The organism is Streptomyces sp. NPDC029296, from assembly GCF_055569255.1.
In genome coordinates this window covers 241,658-262,560 of the sequence record NZ_JBVHXT010000001.1, presented here as the reverse complement: position 1 = coordinate 262,560, position 20,903 = coordinate 241,658, and the positions used below count along the sequence as shown (strand labels likewise).

Genomic DNA, 20,903 nt, shown 5'->3' with positions numbered 1-20,903 from the left:
CCGGAGTGCGTCGCGGGCCACCTCCGCCCAATGGTCGGCGCTATGCAATGTCAGTCACTCCAGGTGAGTTTCGTCTTTTCCCTGAGCATGCTGAGAAGGAGTTCTTCGTGCGTGGCCTTCTCGCTCTTCTCGATCCTGAGCATGTTCTCGCCGATTTCCTTCTCGTAGAGCCCGCGGACCATAGCGTACTCGGCGTCGGTCACCTTCACCGGTGGCTGCGGCTGCCCTTTCTCCCAGGTGCCGCTCAGGTCCGGGTCCCGTGGCGCTCCCGGCTTGTCCGTGCCGCCGCCGGTCATCGGGGCGTGCTCGTAGAAGGTGCCCTTCAGCTTTGACGCGTCTTTCAGGAGCAGCAGGTTCGTCACGTGGGAAACGGGGTTGCGGCGGGCTTCGGCGACGAGCGCGGCGAGCATCATGTTCGCATCGTTAACCGCCGCACGGCCGCCACCAGCGATCTTGACTGTCATGTCCCGCATCTGAGAAGGCGAGTGCCGGAAGTTGCCGTACCGGTATTCGTCCAGCAGCCCCCGATCCTCCACCTTGATCTTTCCGTTGTCGTTGACGGCTTTCACGACCCGGCTCTTCGGAACGATGTAGTAGTTGTCGTGGTCGACGAAGTACTGATGGCCACTGAAGGTGAAGACGTTCCCCGTGTAGGTGCCCGGATCGGCTCCGGGGGGCGCGGGACGGCAGGCCGCTTCGTACGCCGTCATCGCCCGCGACAGCATCCGCTCGACCTGAGTGTGCAACTCGTCGTCCTTCTTCGGCTCGGCCTGCCCGGCTGCCCTCCGCTGGGTCAGGAGCTCGCGGCGCACCTGGTGGAGCGCGCTGAACACCAGTTGCTTGACTTCTTTCTCGGAGAGGAACGGCGAGTAGCTGGTGTCGACGGAGTGCTTGCTCGCGAGCAGCCAGACCTTGAACGGTCCCGTGCCCTCGACCAGGAAGCTGCGGACCCAGGAGTAACGGCGCTTGAGCGGAGCGAGCGCGGCCAGCAGGACCTTCGTCGACTCGCCGCGCTTCTCGTGTTGTTCGGCGATCTTCTTGGCCTCGGCCAGGACGACCGGCAGCTCGCGGTCCTTCTTCTTCTGCTGTGCCTCCTTCTTCCTGCCTCCTCTGTCTTTCCTCCGGTCGGGGCGGTCCTTGCGGGGTTTTGGCCTTCGGGGGTCAGGGCGGCGGGGCCTGCGGGAACGCCGCGTGGATTTCCTCGGTTTCCCGGTCCTTGATTTCTTGGGGGTCTTCTTCTTGACGAGCTTGGACTTGAGTCTGTTCCAGAATTTCCGGATAAGCCCGACGATCTTGTCGATGACCCAGTCCACCGCCCGGTTCACCGGGGCGGACAGCCGCTGGACGATCTGGCGGACCCGGCCGGCGATGCCGCCGACGCCCAGGACGGCGGCGAGGACGCCCAGCAGGACGGGGACGGAACGGGCCAGGGCGCGTTCGATCAGGGCGGGGACGCCGCCGCTGCCGCCGCGTGCGAGGGCGATGACCGCGTCGAGCACCGCGTTGACGAACTCGAAGATCTGGCGGGCCTGGGTGACGATGAACCGGATGAAGTCGATGATCAGCTTGACGGCCCGCACGAACGCGGACGCCGGGTTGAGCAGCGAGATCACCCACATGATCCCGGCGACCACGATCGTCGGCGTGACGTAGGCGATCACGTTGTCGAGCAGCTGTTTTCGCAGGTCGCCGACGCGCGTCCGCAGATCCTCCCACATCGCCGCCACGCCCCGTCTGCGGACGTCGGCGAGCAGGGACACACCCGTCTCGGCCGCCGCGACGGCCGGTTCGGGGACCTTGCGGGTGATCCGGGCGCGGATGTTCTGCCACGTCAGGCCCAGCAGGCCGGCGAGCATCCGCACCACGCCCTGCGTGTCGAACTTCGCCGGCAGCTCGATGCCCGCCTCGGCCGTCTTCCCCAGCAGCCACGACAGGATGCCCTGCTGGAGGTGGCGGCCGATGTTCTGGAGGAACAGCCGCAGACCGGCGCCCACGGCGGAGACCAGGTTGCGCAGGAAGCCGATCGGATCCTTGAGGATGAGCATGACCGCCTGGGCGGCCTTGGCGAGGACCGCCAGCAGCAGCCGCTTCAGCTCCAGGATCGTGTTGATCACGGCCCTGACCGCGTCCACGGCCTTGGCCACCAGCCCCTTGTTCTTCTCCTTCTCCGCGGCGATCTCGTCGTCCACCGACTTGAGCGCCTCGGTGTACTTGGTGGCCAGGGTGTCGACGAGCCGCGTGCCCTTGTCGTCCACGGCCTGGGCCAGCTCGTCGAACCTGTCCGTGAATTCGGCCGCCGCCTGCTGCCCGATGCTCCGCAGGTCCGCCGGGAGCTTGCGTACCGCGTCCCGCATCTCGCCCCGGCCCCGGGCGATGCGCCGCTTGGCCCGGTTCAGCTCCGCCCCGATGGTGTCGGCGACGTCGGAGATCACCTGCCGCATCCGGCGTACGTAGTTGTCGCGGGCCTCTTCGAAGATCCTGTCGGCCTCGGCGGGCAGCCCCGCGAACAGGTCCCGCACCCAGCGGAGTTTGCCCGTCGCGCCCGAGTACCGGCGGTCCTTGTACGCGTCCATCTTCCGCCGGTGTTCGGCGGTGAACGCGTCCCGGGCCGCCTTCTCACCCCGGCCGAACTGGTCGTCGACCAGCTTGTCCAGCCCTTCCAGGATCGTCTCGACGTCCTTCTTCATCGTGTCGAAGACGCCTTGCAGGACCGCCGTGACCTGGGCCCGCTTCTCCTCGTCCCGGCTCTTCGTGCCCTTCTTGCCCGTGTCGACCTGCTGCCCGGTACGGGCGCGCTGCGCGCCCATCGCGCCCATGGCCGCGGTGCCTAGCCGTTTCGCCTGCGCGGTGGAGGCGCGCAGCTCGGCCGCCTCGTGCTTGCGCACCTGCCCGGGGGCGGTGCCGGAGTGCCGCTCGGCGGCCTTCTTCTCGCCCAGCGCCTTGGTGAACGCCGGTTCGTTGGACTTCCGCAACTGGCCCTCGGTGACCTGCGCGTCCGACATCCGGCGCTCGACCTCGGCCGGCCCGGCCGACATGTCGGTGGCCGACGGCGGCAGTCTGTCCGGCACGGCGTGCGCGGGATCGGGCGCGCCCGGGGTGCCCGGCGGCCGGTCCGGGCTCATCGGCACGACCTTCTTGGGCACGGCCGCCGACGTGTCCGGCGGGGCGGCGGTCGTGGTGGCGATCTGCTCCGCCGAGTCCGACTTGCCCTCGCCGACCCTGCCGTGCACTTCCGCCCGGACCTCGTCCGCCTTGCCGGAGTCCGCGAACTTGTCCGCCTCGTCGAGGTTCTTCGGGGCCTTGTCCGCGATCGCCTTCTCGACCGCCCGGATGAACGCGTCCTTGTCGAACTCCTTCGGCTCGGCCTCGTTCATCTTCTCGGCGTTGGCGGTCTTGCCCTGCGCCACCTCGTCGTCCTTGGGCGGCAGCGCGGCGTCCTGCGCACCCGCCGCCTCGGCCCGCGGCGGCGGGTGCGACGCGGCCAGCGTCCGCTTCTTGTGCCGTACGTCCTTCTTCAGCGAAGCGAATTTCGGATCCGCGTCCGGCCCCGGCCGGGCCTTCGCCTCCGGACCGGCGCCGGGGGCCGCCTGCGCCTCCGCCTCCGGACCGGCGCCGGGGGCCGCCTGCGCCTCCGCCTCCGCAGCCCGCACCGGAGCTGCGACGGCATCCGCCCCGGCGTGGCCGGCCGCCGCGACGGCGCCGTTGCCGACCATGTCCTGCGCGGCGAGCGCCGGCCGCCCGGGGTGGGGCGTGGCCGGCGCCGTGCCCGCGAGGGCCGCCGTCACCGCCGCGTTGGACGGGGCGTGCGCCGGGGACGGGGCGGAACCGGCAGCCCGCGGCCGCTGCTTCGCCGGCGCGGACACCGCGGACGACGCCGTCGGCCGCACCGCGAGAGCCTTCGGCACTGGCATGGGACCCGATCCCTCCCGGCAGGTCGGTGGCGACAGGCGCCCGGCGCCTCGGGGACACCCCGACGCAGTGTGCCGACAGGGGCGTGACGAGTCCGTCACCTCCGCATCCCCCGAAGCGTCTCCGCTCGGTGCGCAGGGGGGTGCCGTGGTCGCGGCGGGGCGGGCAGCCAGGTCCGTGGCGTGCCTGACCTTGCCCGGCGGTCCGCGGTACGCCTAGGACGCACGCGGTAGCGTCTGCCCCGGGCGCGGTCCGCCTGGCGGGGCGGAGAAACGGGGAAGACGGTGGCACCGAGGACGGGTGGCGAGACGGACAAGTTCGGCAACCGCTACGAGGGGGCCTGGACGATCAGGCATGCCCTGTACGTGCTGCTGGGCTCGGGAACGTCGCTGTGCGTCGAACCCGGTGGGCCTCTGGGCGACGGGGTGGAGTTCGTCTACCGGAACGACCACGGTACGGAGGTGCACCAGGTCAAGCGGCCAAACCGCAATGCCAACAGCTGGAATGTGTCATCTCTCCGGGACAAGGGGGTCTGGGAGAGTCTGCGTTCCCATGTCGAGTCGGGCCGGGCGTTCCATTTCGTCTCCATACTTCCCGCCCGTGGACTCGACGAACTCGCCGACCGCGCCCGTCGTTCCGCCGACCTCGTCTCGTTCGAGTCCGAGTGGCTGACGGACGAACTCCGGGGTCCTTTCGACGCTCTCGCCTCGGGGGACGTCTACGGCTCGACCGCTGCGGCCTGGAGGATGCTGCGAGGGTTGCGGGTGGAGTGGCACGACGAACGAGATCTCGTGCACACCAACGCGGTCCTGGCCGAACAAGCCTTGGCAGGAGCACCTGGCCGCCTGGCGGCGCTCGCTCTCGGTCAGGTCCTGCTCGACAACCTGGGGACCACGCTCGACGCGGCGGCCCTCACCACCCGGCTGGCGCCGTACGGACTGCGGGGCGTCGTGCGGGCCGATGCCGTGGCGGTGTCCGACACGGTGACAACGGTGACGCACCGGTGGGCGGCCAGCGTCGAACGTACGCTGCTCCGGCCCACCATCCCCCGGGAGGAGGCCGCCTGCCTTGTGGCGGAGATCAGGGAAGGCACCCGGCGCCTTGTCCTGCTGACCGGGACCGCGGGCGGCGGGAAGAGCGCCGTGCTGCACCAGACCTTCACCGCCCTCGACGAGGCGGCCACTCCGGTTCTTGCCTTCCGCCTGGACCGCCTGGAACCTTTCGGCTCGACCCATGAACTGGGGCAGCGTGCCGGCCTGCCCATGTCCCCGGTCGGCGCTCTCGCCGTCGTCGCGGCCGGCCGGCCCTGCGTCCTCGTCGTGGACCAGCTCGACGCCGTCAGCATGGCGTCAGGACGCATCCCGGAGACGTTCGACGCAGTGGCCGACCTGGTGGACGAGGCCGCGGCACACCCCGGCATGCGGGTCCTCCTGGCCTGTCGGGCGTTCGACGTCGAGGCCGACGCCCGCATCCGCAGGCTCACCTCCTCGGACCACTGCACACGCGTCGCCGTCGGACCGCTTTCCGACGCCCAGGTCGATACCGCCGTCACCGGGATGGGCCTGGACGTCTCCCGCCTGGCCCACCCGCAACGGGCGTTGCTGCGCTCACCGCTGCACCTCGTCCTCCTCGCCCACGTCGCGGATCAGGAGGGGGCCCTTCTCTTCCACAGCACCCGGCAGCTCTTCGACGCCTTCTGGGACACCAAACAGGAGGCGTGCGCCCGGCGTCCGTCCATACGCTTCTACGACGCGGTCTCGGCCGTTGTCGCGGCCATGAGCGCGCGTCAGCGGCTGTCCGTACCGCACAGCGTGCTCGACACGGACGAGCTCGCCTCCAGCCGGAAGGTGCTTGAGTCGGAGCACGTCTTTGTGCGCGACGGCCGTCAACTGGCCTTCTTCCACGAGAGTTTCTTCGACTACGCCTTCGCCCGCGAATGGCTCCGGAGCGAGGAGAGCCTGGTCGCCTTCCTCACCGGAGGGGAGCAGGAGCTGTTCCGCCGCGGACAGCTTCGGCAGGTGCTCGACCACCTGCGGGATCTCGAGCCCGGACGGTTCGCCGAGGAGGTCGTGGCACTGCTGACCGATCCGGCCATCCGCTACCACCTCAAGCACCTGACCCTGGCCGTGCTGCGCGGCTTGGACGCTCCCACCGCCACCGAGTGGGGCGCCGTCGTCCGTGTGCTGGAGACGCGCCCTGCCTTCCGCGACCACCTCGTCGACATGCTCGGCACGCCCGTGTGGTTCCGTCGCGGAGACGACGAGGGAATCTTCGAGAACTGGCTCGAGAGCGCCGACACGAGGGAACAGGAGCGGGCGGTAAGGCTGATGGCGGCGGTCGCCGATGCGCTGCCCGACCGGGTGGCCCGTCTTCTGCGACCGCATGCCGCCGGCCCTGGGTACGGCGCGTGGCTGGTCCGGATCCTCCCGCGCGCACGCCTCGCCGGCAGCCGACCGCTCTTCGACCTTCTGCTCGACGGCGTGCGTGCGGGTCTCCTCACCGGATCCGAGCACCTTCTCTGGCACTCGGCCGGCGACCTGGCGGCCGAAGAACCCACCTGGGTCGTCGAGTTGCTGGGTGCGCTGTTGTCGGAGAACCCGGACGCCCTCTCGCTCGACGGCCAGGGCAGGGTCGCTGTACTGCTGAGCCGGGACTACGCGGCACTCAAGGCGGTGACCGACGCCGCTGCCGGCGCGCCAGAGGAGTTCTGCGTCCGGGCGATCCCGGTCCTCCTGGCCGTCATGAGCCTGACCGCCTGTCCGGTACGGCCGGGGTGGCCCGTCCACGACCGCCACTTCTCGCACCGCCAGCCCGACGACGATCCCGGTGATCTGGGCGAGGCTCTGCTGCGAGGTACGGCCGAAGCCCTGCGGAGGACGGCAGGCCGGGACGCCGCGCGAGCGCGTCGGCTCGTGGCGCGGCTGGTGCACGAGCCGTACGAGGCGGCGCAGTGGCTGCTGTACCAGGCATTGGCCGCGGGGGGCCCCGCCCTTGCCTCGTGGTCCGCCGACATCATGCTCCAGGGCGGTCACCGCCTGCTGTGCGGGTACGCGGCCAATGTCGTGTGGGGTGCCCGTGAGGTGCTCGGCGCCATCGGCGCTCACCTGACCGACGACACCTTCGGGCGGCTGGAGCAGTCCCTGCTCCACTTGCGCCTTCCCGAAGAGGGCGCATACTCGCCCTGGCACGAATTCACCCTGTTGACGGCGCTTCCCGAAGGGCGGCTGTCCGGTCGGGCGAGGCGCCGGCTCGGGGAACTCCGCAGGCTTCACGGCGACCGACGGGAGCCGCAGGCACCGGAAGGTGCCACGGGCGGGTGGCTCGGACCGCCCATCCCGGCGGAAGCGGCGCGGCACATGAGTGACGACCAGTGGCTGAGAGCCATGAGGAAGCACAGCCGGGACCGAACCGACTGGGCAACCCATACCGGTGGTGCGCGCGAACTGTCCCATCTGCTGCGGAGCATGACGGAGGCGGACCCTGGCCGGTTCGCACGGCTCGCCCTGCGGATCGACGCCGGGACGCACCCCGCCTACGGCGCCTCGCTGCTCCTCGGCCTCGGGGAGGCCGAGCCGCACCACGATGCACGTACCGTCTTCGCGGCGGTGCGGCACTTCGCGGGCAGGCACAGGCCGGAGCAGGACCGCTGGCTGGGGCACGCCCTGCGGAAGTACCTCGACCAGGTGCCGCTCGACCTGGTGGAAGCGCTCCTGAGCCGTGCCCTCGACTCGGGTGAGCCGCGACGCGCCGACGATCGGTTCGCCGAGGACGACGGCGATGTGACGCGTGACCTGCTCACCGCCGGGATCAACACCGTACGGGGAAGCGCGGCCGAGAGCCTGGGCGGTCTGCTCGCTCACGATGCGGACGGGTCCCGGGCCGCCCTGATCATCCCCCACCTGGGCCGGCTGGCGGCCGATTCCTCCCTCGACGTCCGGGCGTGCGTCGCCCAAGTGCTGCATGCCGCGATCCGTCACGACCGCCCGGCGGCGGCCGATGCCTTCTCGGTGCTCGTGCAGGCCCCCGACCACCTGCTGGCGTCACCGTACGTATCACGTCTGGCCGTTGCCCTGATGCACGGGAACCCGGCGTCGGTCGGTCCGCTGACCGAACGCATGCTGCACTCCCCGGTGGTGGCGGTGCGCCGGGTCGGGGGCCGGATCGCCGCACTGGCCGCGATGGAGTGGGAGCTCTCCGACCTGCTGTCGAAGGTGCTCGCCGGGAACGACACGGCACAGCGGCAGGGAGCCGCCGACGTGTGCGCCCAGCGCCTCCTGAACACCGGTGACACGGCACTCGCCCATCACGCACTCGTCCGGTTCTTCCACGACCCGGAGGAGGGCGTGCGGGAAGCCGCCGCCACGGTGGCCGTCGCACTGCGCGGCCGGCGTCTGGGGTCTTACCGACGGACACTGACCGCGCTGATCGAGTCCCGTGCCTTCGTGGCCGCCCTTCCGCAGCTGCTGATCACGCTCGAACACGCCCCTGACCGGGTCGACGAACTGATCTTGACATGCGTGAGACGCTTCGTCGCGGTGTTCGGAGCCGCTTCGGCCGACCTCGCCCGCGGTGCGGCGGCAGATGCCCGCCACATCGGCCGTCTGCTGGTGCGCGCCTATGTCCAGGCCCCTTCGCCCGCGCGCCGCTCGGAGATCCTCGATCTGCTCGACCAGTTGCTGCTTCTCGGGTCCTACGGCGTGGCAGCGGCGATCGACGACTCCGATCGGAGCTGAACGGGACCGGCTCTGCCCGGGGCCGCCCCGCGGGAGGCTCCGGCCGTGCGCCGCTGTGCGCCCCGGCGTGCGTCCGGCGCTCCGGAGGACCGGGCGGAAACGTGCGCCGCCGCACTGACCGGGTGCTGTGCTGGGCAGATGATGCACAGCACGAACCCCGACGGCCGCGCGGCCTTCCTCGACACGTTGCCGCCCGAAACACGCTCGGCCTTCGCCCGGCTCGGTACCCGGCTCCGCTACGCGGTGGGAGACGTCCTCATCCACGAGGGCGACCACTCTCAGGAACTGGTGGTCCTCCACGAGGGCCTGGTCAAGGTGACCTCCCGGCTGGACAGTGACCGGGTGTTGCTGAGGGACATCAGGATCGCCGGGGACGTCGTGGGCGAGGTGGCCGCGATGGGTGTCGGACCGCGATCGGCCACGGTCACCTCCTGCGGCGAGGTGTCCGCCACCGTCATCCCCCGCAAGGAACTGGAGCCCTTCTTCCTCGCGCACCCCGAGGCGTCACTGGCACTCAACCGCATGCTCTGCGGCAGGTTGCGCCGAGCCGACCGGCTACGGCTGGAACTGGGCGCCTACCCGGTCCCGGTCCGGCTGGCGCGCGTCCTCGTCGAACTCGCGGAGTCGTACGGGCAGCCCAGGCGGACACTCAGGGGACTCGACCGGAACCGGGTGCGCATAGACGTGAATCTGTCCCAGTCGGAGTTCGCCGCGCTCACGGCGTCCACCAAGCACACCGTCCACAAGGCTCTCGCCCGACTGAGGAAGGCCAAGATCATCATTACCGGCTGCCGGCAGACCTCCATCGAGGACATGGCCCGTCTGCGCGAAGCGGCTCTGCTGAGTGTGCCGGCCGCCTGAGGCCACCCCCAGAGAGCCGCATTAATGCGGCTCTCTTCGTCGCTGCCACCCCGCCCGGCCACAGTTGGCGTGCACCGCACCCAACCCCATCGGAAGGTGGCGAGTCGACATGAAAGAACCCTCTCCTCCCTGGCCGCCGGTCGGTCTGCCGCACCGTCGGCTGTGCCTGGCCGCGGACGTGGAGCAGTACAGCCGCCTCGACACCCGGACCCAGTCGGCCGTCCAGGCCGAGCTGGTCCGGATGCTGGACGAAGCGGCGGCGCTGACCGGGCTGGACCGGGCAGCCTGGAAGCGTCAACCGCAGGGCGACCTGGAGTTCGCCGTCCTCCCCGAAGCCACGTCGGAGAACGCGGTGGTGGGCCCCTTCGTCCACCACCTCGCGGCCCGCCTCGGGGACCACAACGCCCGCCCGGACGCCCCGCGGGTCAGACTGCGGATGGCCGTGGACATGGGCGTGGCCGCGGTCGCCGCTCTCGGCCACGCCGGTCCGGCCCCGGTCGCCGTGGCACGCTACGTCAACGCGGCCCAGCTCAAGGCCGTACTCGCCACCCTCACCACGGCGGATCTCGCCGTCATCCTCTCGGACCGGCTGTACCAGGACGTCGTACGGTGCGGGCGGCGCAACCTCGACCCGGGGCAGTATGTGCGGGCCCATGTGCGGGAGAAGGAATTCGGCGGTTACGGCTGGATCCGCGTGCCGGGCCACACGCCGGACGACGTGCGGTCGGCCCTGGCTCAGGCGCCGGAACCGAAGCCCTCGCCGGACGCCGCCGTCCAGGGCGGGACGAGCCTGTCCCAGTACGTCCGCCATGGCGCCGCTGTCGGTCGGGACGTCGTCGGCGGTCTCACCGTCGGCCTGCCCGTGCCCCCTCCGCCGACCGGCTCCGGGCCCGCCCGGTGACGGGCTCCCACAAGGCATCGCCCTGGCGTGAACGGGGCGACAGCCAGTGGGCGGACTACGGGGTGAACGTCGGTCACGCCGTGTACGGCGGAATTCACTTCCACCCGCCCGCCTCGCCCGCCCCCTCGTCTCAGTACCGGAACGGAACGGCGCACCGAACCCGCCTGGCATGGCACGCGGCTGCGGCGTCGGCTCTGTCCGACCTCGCACGCACCTGCGGCCGAGCCGCTGCCGCCCTGGCATACCTCCGGCCCGACGAGGCCGGAAAGGAGGAAGGATGACATCGACCGGACTCGGGAGCGTCTTCGCCCGGATCGACCAGGGCGTCCTCGGGCCGCCCGGCTCCCCGCGCCCCTCTCTCACCGTGCACGTCGGCTCCCGTGCGGTCCTGCTCTCTTTGGAGGAGAGCAGGAAGGCGTTGTACGGCCCGGGGCGGGACCCGGCGCTGGGCGCGGCGGTCTGGCGTCAGGCCGTCACCGAGGCCCGGCGGGAGCCGCGGGACGGCGACGGCACCGGACGGCTGCTCGTCGTCTGGCTGGCCCTCCCCGGGCTGTACCGGAACCTGCACCGGATCCTGCGCCTATGGGGGCGGCTCGACCGGGCCGACCTGGAGGCGGAGGCCGTCCTGGCCGTACTTGCCGCCCTCGACGCGGCGAACCCCGACAGCCCGGACGCGGGCGGCTGCCTCGTCAAGGAGGCGGTGAACCGGATGTGGGCGTACGCGAAGCGGGTCACGCGGGAGGTTCCCGTTCTCGACATCGGTGCCTTCGCCGAAGCCCGCAACGGCACTGCGCCGCCGGAGGAACGAACCCACCAGCCCGAGGGGTGGGAAGTGCACATCACGCCCCCGCCCCGCCGCGGGGGTCTGTACGCCACGCTCCGCTTCGCCGAGCCGCGCCCACAGCGCGACGGCCGGCGAACCGGTACCCGCCTGCCCGACCTGGTCTTCCGGGCCCGCCGCCACGAGGACGCCGACCTCATCGGCACAGTGGTCCTGCGCCCCGCGGGAGCCGGGCGGTGAGCGGGCGGTCCGGCCTGCCGCTCGGCTTCGCGGAGGCCCTCGACCTGCCCCTGAGCGTCGACCTGCGCACAGCCGCCCGCGCCTTCGCCATCTGCCCCGCGACGGCGTACAAGCTGATCCGCCTCGGCGCCTTCCCCTGCCCCGTGCTGCGGGTCGGCGGACGCTACCGCATTCCCACGGCCTACCTGCTGCGCACCCTCGGCATCGAGGAACGACCGGTGTACGCCATCCCCCTGGAGGACGACGCGGCGCCCGCAGCCCGGCCCCACGACATCCACGTCCGCGCATCGGAGGTTTCCCCATGATCACGTCGCAGACGCTCCGACAGGAGCCCGACCAGCCTCGGAGGTGCTTCGTCGTCGGCCCCATCGGCGACCCGCACGCCGCGCACGGCACCCCCGAACGCGAGGCGTACGAGCACCACCTCGGCATCTTCGAGCAGGTGATCGCCCCCGCCTGCGAGAAGTACGGCATCAGCGCCGTGCGCGCGGACGGCATCGCACATGCCGGTGACATCAACGAGCAGATCTGCCGGCACGTCGTCGAGTCCGACCTGGTCGTCGCGGACGTGAGTGGCGGCAACCCCAACGTGATGTACGAGCTGGGGCTGCGACACATCACCGGCAAGCCGACGATTCACATCGGGGAGGCCGGGCAACTGCCCTTCGACATCGCGTCGATCCGGACGATCCGTTACCAGCGGACGCGCAGCCACCTGGCCGGAGCGCGCAAGGAGATCGAGAGCGCCCTGGAGGCCGGGCTCCGGGACGGCTTCGAACTCCTCACACCGGCCCGAGTGCTCCGTGGCCTCCAGATCGGTGACGGACCGGCCTCCGCCACGGAGAACGGCGGCGGAGGGAAAGAGGAGGACGAGGACCCGCCCGGTCTGCTCGACGACTTCGCCGTGATCGAGGACGGGCTGGGTGAGATGGCCGCCGACATGGAGGCGATCACGAAGACGATCGAGACGATCGGAGCGCTGACCGAGCAGTCCAGCACCGAGTTGCTCGATCTGACCCAGGCGAAGGCGCCCGCGAGCGCACGGCTCGTCGCGGTCGCCCGGTACGCGGAGACGATCAGCGCACCGGCGATCGAACTGAACGCCGTGGCCGCCGCGTTCGCGGAGCGGATGGCGACCCTGGACAGCGGGGTGCGGGCCGCACTGGGGTTCATCGAGATGACGCCGCCCGGTGAGCGCGGCGAGGAAGCGGAGGAGTTCCTGGAGCAGCTGATGTCCCTGGACGCGGCCGCGCAGGAAGGTCTGGCACAGATCAGCTCCTTCGGCACCTCGGCGGGCGCCATGGTCCGGCTGAGCCGGCACCTTCGCAAACCGGTGAAGGAGATCTTCGCCGGAGTGAAGCAACTGACGTCCGCCATCACCAGGATGGGGGAGTGGGCGGCCAAGGCCCGTGCGCTGGCGCACAACCCCCTTGCGTGACACCGCCTGACAGGAACCCGGGCCTCCTCGGAGGCCCGGGTTCGGCAACGGCGTTGCGGGTGTCCCCCAAGCCCGGCGTCAGTCCCCGATGCGCGGTGGGCGCCGCCCCTGCCCGGAGGGGGTACGGGGCACTCAAGGAGGCACAGTGCGCAGGCTCAGCAACGCCGCCATAGCGGGCGTCACGGTCGTCGCCCTGTGTTCCGGGGCCTGGCTGCTGCGCAGCGGCACCGCGACGCACGCGCCGCCGCAGCCGACGGCGGGCCAGGCCCGGTCCGGCCCCGCCGACCCGCGCTGCCGCCCTCCCGCCCGACCGCATCCGGATCCCCGCGATCCGCGTGTACGCCCCCCTGGCGGGTCTCGGGCTGACGAGCACGGGCAGCCTCGACGTCCCGCCCGCCGGCCGCCGGAACCTCGCCGGGTGGTACCAGGCCGGCACCACCCCCGGGGAGCATGGCACCGCGATCGTCGCCGGCCACGTCGACAACGCCGACGGCCCGGCCGTCTTCTACTCGCTCGGCGCCCTGAAGAAGGGCGACACGATCGAGGTGGACCGACGGGACGGCGGCGTGGCCGTGCGAACCCAGCCCGACGGGCACGTCGTACGCCAGCACCTCCACCACACCGCCGAGGGTGTCGCCGTCCTTGTGGGCCTGGTCGATCTCCGCGACCATCGCCTTCGAGGCATCCGCGTCCAGGCAGCGCACCGGGTCCGCGTCCAGCTTCTCCACGTCCGCCGGCGTCGGGTACACCCCGTACGGCGCCTTCGCGCCCGCCAGCTCCACCACATGGGAGACGATCTCGATGCCGGCCGTCTCCTTCAGGTACGACCGGGCCACCGCACCGAGGGCGACGCGAGCGGCGGTCTCGCGGGCGGAGGCCCGCTCCAGAATCGGACGGGCCTCCTCGAAGCCGTACTTCTGCATCCCCGCCAGGTCGGCGTGGCCCGGGCGGGGCCGGGTCAGCGGGGCGTTGCGGGCCAGCCCGGCCAGGATCTCCGGGTCCACCGGGTCGGCCGCCATGACCTGCTCCCACTTCGGCCACTCGGTGTTGCCCACCATGACCGCCACCGGCGAGCCCAGGGTCAGCCCGTGCCGGACACCACCCAGGAAGGTGACCTCGTCCCGCTCGAACTTCATCCGGGCACCGCGCCCGTAGCCCAGCCGCCGCCTCGCCAGATGGTCCGCCACCATGTCCGTGGTGATCGGCACGCCGGCGGGAAGACCCTCCAGCGTCGCCACGAGTGCGGGACCGTGGGACTCCCCCGCGGTCAGCCAGCGCAGCGAGCTCACCGGCGCCCCCGCCGCCGCCGTGCGGTCTCCGTCAGAAACTCGGCGACCAGGAAGGCCAGGTCGAGGGACTGACGGCGGTTCAGACGCGGGTCGCAGGTGGACTCGTAGCGCGCGGTGAGGTCGACGAAGTCGATCTCGTGGCCGCCGCCGACGCACTCGGTGACATCGTCGCCGGTCAGTTCCACGTGAATGCCTCCGGGGTGGGTCCCCAGCGACCTGTGCACCTCGAAGAAGCCCCGGACCTCGTCGAGGACGTCGTCGAAGCGGCGGGTCTTGTGGCCGGAGGGGGCCTCGATCGTGTTGCCGTGCATGGGGTCGCAGATCCAGGCGACCTGAGCCCCGGAGGCGGTGACCTTCTCCACGAGCGGCGCGAGCGCGTCCCGTACCTTGTCCTTGCCCATGCGGGTGATGAACGTCAGGCGCCCGGGCACCCGGTCCGGGTCGAGGCGGTCCACCAGCCGCAGGGCGGTGTCGGCCGTGGTGGCGGGGCCCAGCTTGACGCCGATGGGGTTGGCGACACGGGAGAAGTACTCCACGTGGGCCCCGTCGAGGTCACGCGTCCGCTCGCCTATCCACAGCATGTGCCCGGAGGCCGCGTACCTGACTCCCGTACGGGCGTCCGCACGGGTGAGGGCGGACTCGTAGTCCAGGAGCAGTCCTTCGTGGGACACGAAGAACTCGGCGCTGTCGAAGTCCTCCGGAGTGCCTCCGGTGGCGCGCATGAAGTCCAGGGCATGGTCGATGTGGTCGGCCAGCCGCTCGTACTTGCCCTTGAGGGGCGATCCGGCCACGAAGTCCCTGTTCCACTCGTGGACCTGGCTAAGGTCGGCATAGCCGCCCGCCATCAACGCCCGGACGAGATTGAGGGTGCTGGAGGAGGACTGGTACACCCGCAGAAGGCGCTGTGGGTCCGGAACGCGTGCTTCCGGAGTGAAGGCGAATCCGTTGACCGCGTCGCCCCGGTAGGCCGGCAACGTGACGCCGTCACGGGTCTCGGTCGGCCGCGAGCGCGGTTTGGCGTACTGGCCGGCGAGGCGGCCCACCTTCACGACCGGCATGGCGGCGGCGTAGGTGAGGACGGCGGACATCTGCAGCAGGGTGTTCAGCTTGTTGCCGACGGCGTCGGCGGACACCCCGGCGAAGGTCTCGGCGCAGTCGCCGCCCTGCAGGAGGAAGGCGTCACCGCGCGCCACGTCGGCCAGGCGGTCGCGCAACCGGGCGCACTCACCCCACAGGACGAGGGGCGGCAGGCAGGCGAGCTGCCGCGTCACGGCGTCGAGGGCGACCGGGTCCGGCCATTCGGGCTGCTGGGCGGCCGGCCGGGCGCGCCAGGACTTCGTCATGTCCACCGGCGCCGGGTCCGTGGTTGCCGTGGTGGGCGAGGCGGGGGGAAGAAGGGTGTCCACGAACTCTCCTGAGCTGGTCGGGTCACGTCTCACGAGGTGGGGGCGAGAGGACTGCGGCGGCATGGCGGTCAGGACGCGTCCGCCAGCTCCATCACGTACCGCCCGTAGCTGGAGGACGCCGACAACTCCTTGCCCAGGAGCATCAGTTGTTCCTTGCCGACGTAGCCCATGCGGTAGGCGACCTCCTCCAGGCAGGAGATGCGGATGCCCTGCCGCTTCTCCAGCAGCTGGACGAACATCGCGGCCTCCAGGAGGCTGTCGTGTGTGCCCGTGTCGAACCACGCCGAGCCCCGGCCCAGGTTGACCAGCCGGGCCCGGCCCTCACGCACGTAGGTGAGGTTGAGGTCGGTGATCTCCAGTTCGCCACGGGCCGACGGGGTGAGGCGGGCGGCACGCTCCACCGCCTCGGCCTCGTACATGTACAGACCGGTGACGGCGAGGTTGGAGGCGGGCCGGGCCGGCTTCTCCTCCAGGGTCACGATGGTGCCGTTGTCGTCGACGGTCGCGACGCCGTAGCGCTCCGGGTCGCTCACCGGGTAGCCGAAGAGCGTGCAGCCGTCGAGACGTTCGATCTCCTGGCGGAGCATGTCGGGCAGGCGGTGGCCGTAGAAGATGTTGTCGCCGAGGACGAGGCAGACGTCCTCGCCGTCCGCGAAGGGGCCGCCGAGGACAAGGGCTTCGGCGATGCCTCGGGGGGCGTCCTGGACGGTGTAGTCGAGACGGATGCCGAGGCGGCTGCCGTCACCGAGGAGCGACTGGTACGTCTCCAGGTGTTCAGGGGCGGAGATGACCAGGATCTCGCGTATGCCAGCCTGCATCAGGACGGACAGCGGATAGTAGATCATGGGCTTGTCGTAGACGGGCAGCAGCTGCTTGGAATGCACGCTGGTGAGCGGGCGCAGCCGGGTTCCGGAACCGCCGGCGAGGATGATGCCGCGCATGGTGATTCCCTTCGTTCTCGTCGGGCGTATGGTGGGCGGGAACGCTTGCGAACCGGTCGGGGCCGGGCGGGAGATCAGGCGATGGCCGTGGTCAGCGGCTGCCACCAGGAGACGTTCTCCCGATACCAGGCGATCGTGGCGGCCAGCCCGTCCTCGAACGACACCTGGGGCCGGTAGCCCAGAGCCCGCAGTTTGCCGTCGTCCAGCGAGTAGCGCCGGTCGTGCCCCTTGCGGTCGGGGACGGGGCGCACGGACGACCAGTCGGCGCCGCACGCGTCGAGGATGAGACCGGTGAGCTGACGGTTGGTCAGTTCCTGTCCGCCGCCGATGTTGTACACCTCGCCGGGCTCCCCCTTTGCCAGGACCAGGTCGATCCCGCGGCAGTGGTCGTCCACGTGCAGCCAGTCGCGCACGTTCAGGCCGTCGCCGTAGAGGGGCACCTGACCGCCCTGGAGAAGCGTGGTCACGAAGAGGGGGATGACCTTCTCGGGGTACTGGTACGGGCCGTAGTTGTTGCTGCACCGGGTGATGCCGACGTTCATCCCGTGGGTGCGGCCGTACGCGCGCACCAGCAGGTCGGCGCCCGCCTTGGCCGCCGCGTACGGGGAGTTCGGAGCGAGCGGCCAGTCCTCGGTCCAGGACCCGGAGTCGATGGACCCGTACACCTCGTCCGTGGAGACATGGACGAACCGGGACACGCCGGTGCGCAGGGCGGCCTGGAGCAGGTTGTGGGTGCCGAGGACGTTGGTGGTGACGAACTCGGCGGAGCTGTCGATGGAGCGGTCGACATGTGTCTCGGCGGCGAAGTTGACCACGGCGTCGACCTCGGACAGCAGCTCAGGGACCAGCACCGGATCGGCGATGTCGCCCTCGACGAAGCGCAGCGCCGGGTGGCCGGCGACCGGGGCGAGGTTGGCCCGGTTGCCCGCATAGGTCAGCTTGTCGAGAACGGTGACGTGGTCCACTGCGAGGTCCGACCGGCCGTCGAGCAGCCGACGGACGTAATTACTGCCGATGAATCCGGCTCCGCCGGTCACCAAAACGTGCATGCCAAACTCACCCTTCGGCGGGTTTTACAGGATTTCTTCGGAGGGTTTGCACCAGGAATTAGAGGCCAGTCGGGACGGCACTGGCGTCAGGGCGGCCACCGGGTTTTGAGCGGCATCGGCGCAGCGGTCACCGGCAGCCCTACAAGCATCGTAGAACATCGAACATAGCTGCGCAACGCCATGATCTTGTAACCGTAAGTAGAGACCTGGCCCGGAGAGGGCGCACCCACGGCACGCTCCAGGTAATGACTTCTAAAAGTCACCACGTCAATCAACGGGGCGGAATGAATCGTTCCGGTAGCCGTGAGGAGGTGTAAAAAATCGGTTACAGGGAGACGGCTCGCACTGCCCTCGCGGCCAGCGGTCGGCCGCCCTTGCGGATTGACTCGAAGTGTCGTTAGTTTCATCCGTCATGGAAGATTCCGCCGAAATGCAGGGCGGTATTCGATGGCAGGGGGGATTCATGCCTGTACAGCCCGACCGCGACGCTGACGCCATGTCAACCGGCGTGCTGGAGCGCCGGAGAGTGGTCCCGCCGCGCGACGAGGCCGTCGATCCCCAGGCGCTGGTCGAAGCGGAGACGGAGCTGTCCGCCGGCACGGCCGTCGGACCGGGTGCCTGGATCCGCTTCGGCACGACCGTGCACGCGTCCCGCGTCGAAGGTGGCGTCTTCATCGGCTTCCGCTGCCGGATCGCCGCCGCGCACATCACCTCCGGATGCCAGATCGCCTCCCTCACCCGGATCGGCCGGCCCGGCGCGCGGCGGGTGGTGATCGAGGCCGGTGCCTGGATCGGCGCGCGTGTCGTGATCGAACCGGGGGTACGGATCGGACCCGGTGCCGTGGTCGCGGCCGGCGCGCACGTCACCTCCGACGTGCCGGCGGACGCGATCGTCGTGGGGCGCCCGGCGCGTGTGCTGCGCCACCGTGACGTGACCGAGGACGGCGCCCCGGACTTCGGCGCCATCATCGCCCGGGTACGCGCCCGCGCCGACTCCAACCGCAAGCCGCTGCCCCCGGGCTGGACCTCGGACGGCGGTGGGATGCTCGACGCCGACCTGTCCGGCGGCCCCCAGGTCCGCCTGGGCGCCGGGCTGATCGCCATGGGCCGCGCCGACGGCCCCTCGCCCCGGGGCGGCCTGCGCGTCGGCCCCGACGTGACGATCGGCGACGAGTCGGTCCTGGAGGCATCCGGCGGCATCGACATCGGTGCCGGCACGGTCCTCGGGCCCCGCACCCTCGTGTTGTCGAGCCGCCACGACCTGACACGGCGTTCACTGCCCTGGCAGGACGGGCCCGTCTCCATCGGCGCGGGAGTCAGCGTCGGCGCGGACGCGACCCTGGTCGGCCCCTGTGTGCTCGGCGACGGCGCCGTGGTTACCCCGGGGGCCGTCGTCGTCGGTGACGTCCCCGCACGGCACACCACCTCCGGAGTCCTGGAAAGGAAGAACCCATGAGGATCGTCTTCGCCCCCGCCCCGACCGGCTCGGGGCACAACATGCGCACCCTCGCGCTGGCCCGCGAGCTGCGCCGGCAGAACCCGGACGCCGAACTCACCGCCCTGCTCGGCTCGTTGCAGCCGACCTTCGGTCCGCTGTTCGAGGCGGCCGGTGTCCGGGTGATCGACATCGCCGGCGACCACGTCGACCACGCGACCCGCAGCAACCTCACCCGCGACCTGGGCTGGCGGACGTACATCAAGGACTACGTCGCCCCCGCCTTCGTCAACGGCGAACGGGTGCTGAGCTATCTGTCGTACTACCAGGACCTGGGAGCGGACCTGGTGGTCAGCGACTACAACACCTCCGCCAGTATGGCCGCCGCCCTCAGCGGCACCCCGCACGCCCTGGTGACGGAGCGGTACGACTTCACGCTCGTCCAGATCGACGACCGCACCCTGGAGGCGGGCGGCTTCCGGGTCGACCACGAGGACCTGCGGCGCGGCCGCAACGCCCTGCACGCCGTCTTCGACTGGATCGTCTCCACCGCCGAGATCGTGCTGACCGACAAGCCGTACGTCCCGGAACTCGACGAGGGCACGTCCGTCGCCCGGGCCATGGCGCAGGGCAGAGCGGTGTTCACCGGGCCCATGATCCGCGAGGTGCCCGAGCGCGGCGACGGCGCCGCCGTCCGCGCCTCCCTCGGCCTCGGCCCCGGACCGCTGATGGTCGGCTCCGTCGGCGGCACCAGCATGTTCTGGGAGAACAAGCAGCGGGTCATCGAGTCGTACATCCTCGCCCACCGGCGGCTGAAGCGCGAGCACCCCGACCTGCAGCTCGTCCTGCTGGGCCGGGAGTGGGTGGAGGCCCCCGACGACGTGGTGGTCCTCACCTACCTCCCGGACTGGATGCCGCTGCTCCAGGAGGCCGACGTCCTGCTGTCGGCGCCCGGCTGGATCACGGTGACCGAGGTGGCCGCCCTGCGCGTACCCACCGTGTTCGTGCTCAGCAGCCTCGGGGAGTACCACGAGGTCGAGGCCTCCGACCGGCTCGGCCGGCTCGGTTTTCCCTCGCTCGTCGCGCCCGGCACCGACGAACTCGTCGACGCCGTGCGGCCGTTCATCGAAAAGCGGAGTGCGGAGCCCGACGGGCGGCCGAGCGGGGAGCCGGCCCCGGCCCACCTCGCCGTCGCCCCGGAGGGCCCGGGTACGTCCAAGGCCGCCGCCCTGCTCAGGGACGCCGCCCTGGCCGCCCGCGCCCGGCGTGCCCGCCATGCCGAGGAGGTCCTGGGGTGAGCGACCCGGCCCACACCGACGTCTCCCTCATCTCCGGGGCCACCCGCATGCTGCTCGCCGGGGACGGCTCCACGACTCTCCTGCTGGAGGCGCTGCTCGACTGCCGGCTCACCGTGCACGTCGACCGCCAGGAACTCGTGCCCGCCGACCGGCTGGCCCCGGCCGCGCTCGCCGCCCTCGGTCTGGGCGCGGGAGACACCGCCGTCGAACGCATCTCGGCGCTGCGCACCCCCGCCGGCACGGTGGTCAGCCGTAACACCGTGGTCTTCACCGCACCGCCGGCGGGCTGGTCCGGCTCCGCGCAGGACCTGGCTCCCCTCGGCCGGCGGCTGCGCGAGGGACGCACTCGGCAGCACCGGGAGATCCTCTCGTCCGGGACCGCCGCATGGCAGGACGGCGGACGACAACGGGCCTGCGCGTACAAGGAGTACGTCATCACCTGCGACGACGGCAGGCGGCTGTACGTGCACGAGCGCTTCAGCCCCGACCACGTACACCCTCCGGCGGAGAACCGCACGGACCAGGACGCCGACTGGCGCGCCCGCCTGCCGCACACCGGCTGACACCCTCTCAGATAGCCCCGCGCACTCCTGTTGGCCGTCGGCCCGAGCACTGTTAGCAT

Annotated in this window: 13 protein-coding genes and 2 pseudogenes; 10 read left to right on the top strand and 5 right to left on the bottom strand. The window is 71.0% G+C overall.

Going from position 1 to position 20,903, the window contains the following annotated elements; translation table 11 throughout:
• Positions 1–50: 50 nt before the first annotated feature.
• The gene (locus tag ACZ4W9_RS01045; protein WP_467932304.1) at positions 51–3,911 is read right to left on the bottom strand and encodes a phage tail protein; all 3,861 of its coding nucleotides are present in this window, start codon (positions 3,909–3,911) and stop codon (positions 51–53) included.
• A gap of 282 nt (positions 3,912–4,193) precedes the next feature.
• Here ACZ4W9_RS01045 and ACZ4W9_RS01040 point away from each other — a divergent pair, with 282 nt between their 5' ends.
• The 7 genes and pseudogenes from ACZ4W9_RS01040 to ACZ4W9_RS01010 all read left to right on the top strand — a co-directional run.
• Positions 4,194–8,642, top strand: a complete 4,449-nt coding sequence (locus ACZ4W9_RS01040; protein ID WP_467932303.1) for an NACHT domain-containing protein — start codon at positions 4,194–4,196, stop codon at positions 8,640–8,642.
• Positions 8,643–8,780: 138 nt separating this feature from the next.
• Positions 8,781–9,503: a Crp/Fnr family transcriptional regulator gene (locus tag ACZ4W9_RS01035; protein WP_467932301.1), complete on the top strand. Its 723-nt coding sequence runs from the start codon at positions 8,781–8,783 to the stop codon at positions 9,501–9,503.
• Positions 9,504–9,612: 109 nt separating this feature from the next.
• Positions 9,613–10,404 carry a hypothetical protein gene (locus ACZ4W9_RS01030; RefSeq protein WP_467932299.1) on the top strand — a complete coding sequence of 264 codons (792 nt, stop codon included), beginning with the start codon at positions 9,613–9,615 and terminating at the stop codon, positions 10,402–10,404.
• A 277-nt stretch (positions 10,405–10,681) separates the two neighbouring features.
• On the top strand, positions 10,682–11,425 hold the full coding sequence (locus tag ACZ4W9_RS01025) for a hypothetical protein (RefSeq protein WP_467932298.1): 744 nt from the start codon (positions 10,682–10,684) through the stop codon (positions 11,423–11,425).
• A complete protein-coding gene (locus ACZ4W9_RS01020) occupies positions 11,422–11,730 on the top strand; it encodes a helix-turn-helix domain-containing protein (RefSeq protein WP_467932297.1) in 309 nt (102 codons plus the stop codon). Before ACZ4W9_RS01025 ends, ACZ4W9_RS01020 begins: the two co-directional genes overlap by 4 nt.
• Complete coding sequence (locus tag ACZ4W9_RS01015; RefSeq protein WP_467932296.1) at positions 11,727–12,863, top strand: hypothetical protein; 1,137 nt, start codon at positions 11,727–11,729, stop codon at positions 12,861–12,863. Before ACZ4W9_RS01020 ends, ACZ4W9_RS01015 begins: the two co-directional genes overlap by 4 nt.
• A gap of 145 nt (positions 12,864–13,008) precedes the next feature.
• Positions 13,009–13,444: pseudogene (locus tag ACZ4W9_RS01010) on the top strand (sortase domain-containing protein); the annotation flags it as partial.
• On the opposite strand, the pseudogene aroC reads toward ACZ4W9_RS01010, so the two are convergent.
• The 4 genes and pseudogenes from aroC to rfbB all read right to left on the bottom strand — a co-directional run.
• A pseudogene (gene aroC, locus ACZ4W9_RS01005) lies at positions 13,391–14,101 on the bottom strand (chorismate synthase); the annotation flags it as partial. The pseudogenes ACZ4W9_RS01010 and aroC overlap by 54 nt on opposite strands.
• A gap of 47 nt (positions 14,102–14,148) precedes the next feature.
• Positions 14,149–15,495: a class II 3-deoxy-7-phosphoheptulonate synthase gene (locus ACZ4W9_RS01000; protein WP_467932424.1), complete on the bottom strand. Its 1,347-nt coding sequence runs from the start codon at positions 15,493–15,495 to the stop codon at positions 14,149–14,151.
• 131 nt (positions 15,496–15,626) lie between these two features.
• Positions 15,627–16,499 (bottom strand): glucose-1-phosphate thymidylyltransferase RfbA, encoded by an 873-nt coding sequence (gene rfbA / locus ACZ4W9_RS00995; RefSeq protein WP_467932294.1) that lies wholly within the window; start codon positions 16,497–16,499, stop codon positions 15,627–15,629.
• A gap of 74 nt (positions 16,500–16,573) precedes the next feature.
• Positions 16,574–17,548, bottom strand: coding sequence for a dTDP-glucose 4,6-dehydratase (gene rfbB, locus ACZ4W9_RS00990; RefSeq protein ID WP_467932293.1), 975 nt, complete (start codon positions 17,546–17,548; stop codon positions 16,574–16,576).
• A 496-nt stretch (positions 17,549–18,044) separates the two neighbouring features.
• On the opposite strand from rfbB, the gene ACZ4W9_RS00985 reads away from it, so the two are divergent.
• Genes ACZ4W9_RS00985 through ACZ4W9_RS00975 form a run of 3 tightly spaced genes read left to right on the top strand, consistent with a single transcriptional unit; the run spans position 18,045 to position 20,844 of the window.
• The gene (locus tag ACZ4W9_RS00985) at positions 18,045–19,004 is read left to right on the top strand and encodes an acyltransferase (RefSeq protein WP_467932292.1); all 960 of its coding nucleotides are present in this window, start codon (positions 18,045–18,047) and stop codon (positions 19,002–19,004) included.
• On the top strand, positions 19,001–20,281 hold the full coding sequence (locus tag ACZ4W9_RS00980; RefSeq protein WP_467932291.1) for a glycosyltransferase family protein: 1,281 nt from the start codon (positions 19,001–19,003) through the stop codon (positions 20,279–20,281). The genes ACZ4W9_RS00985 and ACZ4W9_RS00980 overlap by 4 nt, the downstream gene beginning before the upstream one ends.
• The gene (locus tag ACZ4W9_RS00975; protein ID WP_466709924.1) at positions 20,278–20,844 is read left to right on the top strand and encodes a hypothetical protein; all 567 of its coding nucleotides are present in this window, start codon (positions 20,278–20,280) and stop codon (positions 20,842–20,844) included. The genes ACZ4W9_RS00980 and ACZ4W9_RS00975 overlap by 4 nt, the downstream gene beginning before the upstream one ends.
• Positions 20,845–20,903: the final 59 nt, after the last annotated feature.

What these genes read in the sequence shown, in the direction of transcription:
- ACZ4W9_RS01045 (WP_467932304.1), bottom strand. Translation starts at nt 3,911, where the DNA reads ATGCCAGTGCCGAAGGCTCTCGCGGTGCGGCCGACGGCGTCGTCCGCG.
- ACZ4W9_RS01035 (WP_467932301.1), top strand. Translation starts at nt 8,781, where the DNA reads ATGATGCACAGCACGAACCCCGACGGCCGCGCGGCCTTCCTCGACACG.
- ACZ4W9_RS01030 (WP_467932299.1), top strand. Translation starts at nt 9,613, where the DNA reads ATGAAAGAACCCTCTCCTCCCTGGCCGCCGGTCGGTCTGCCGCACCGT.
- ACZ4W9_RS01025 (WP_467932298.1), top strand. Translation starts at nt 10,682, where the DNA reads ATGACATCGACCGGACTCGGGAGCGTCTTCGCCCGGATCGACCAGGGC.
- ACZ4W9_RS01015 (WP_467932296.1), top strand. Translation starts at nt 11,727, where the DNA reads ATGATCACGTCGCAGACGCTCCGACAGGAGCCCGACCAGCCTCGGAGG.
- ACZ4W9_RS01000 (WP_467932424.1), bottom strand. Translation starts at nt 15,495, where the DNA reads ATGACGAAGTCCTGGCGCGCCCGGCCGGCCGCCCAGCAGCCCGAATGG.
- rfbA (WP_467932294.1), bottom strand. Translation starts at nt 16,499, where the DNA reads ATGCGCGGCATCATCCTCGCCGGCGGTTCCGGAACCCGGCTGCGCCCG.
- rfbB (WP_467932293.1), bottom strand. Translation starts at nt 17,548, where the DNA reads ATGCACGTTTTGGTGACCGGCGGAGCCGGATTCATCGGCAGTAATTAC.
- ACZ4W9_RS00985 (WP_467932292.1), top strand. Translation starts at nt 18,045, where the DNA reads ATGTCAACCGGCGTGCTGGAGCGCCGGAGAGTGGTCCCGCCGCGCGAC.
- ACZ4W9_RS00980 (WP_467932291.1), top strand. Translation starts at nt 19,001, where the DNA reads ATGAGGATCGTCTTCGCCCCCGCCCCGACCGGCTCGGGGCACAACATG.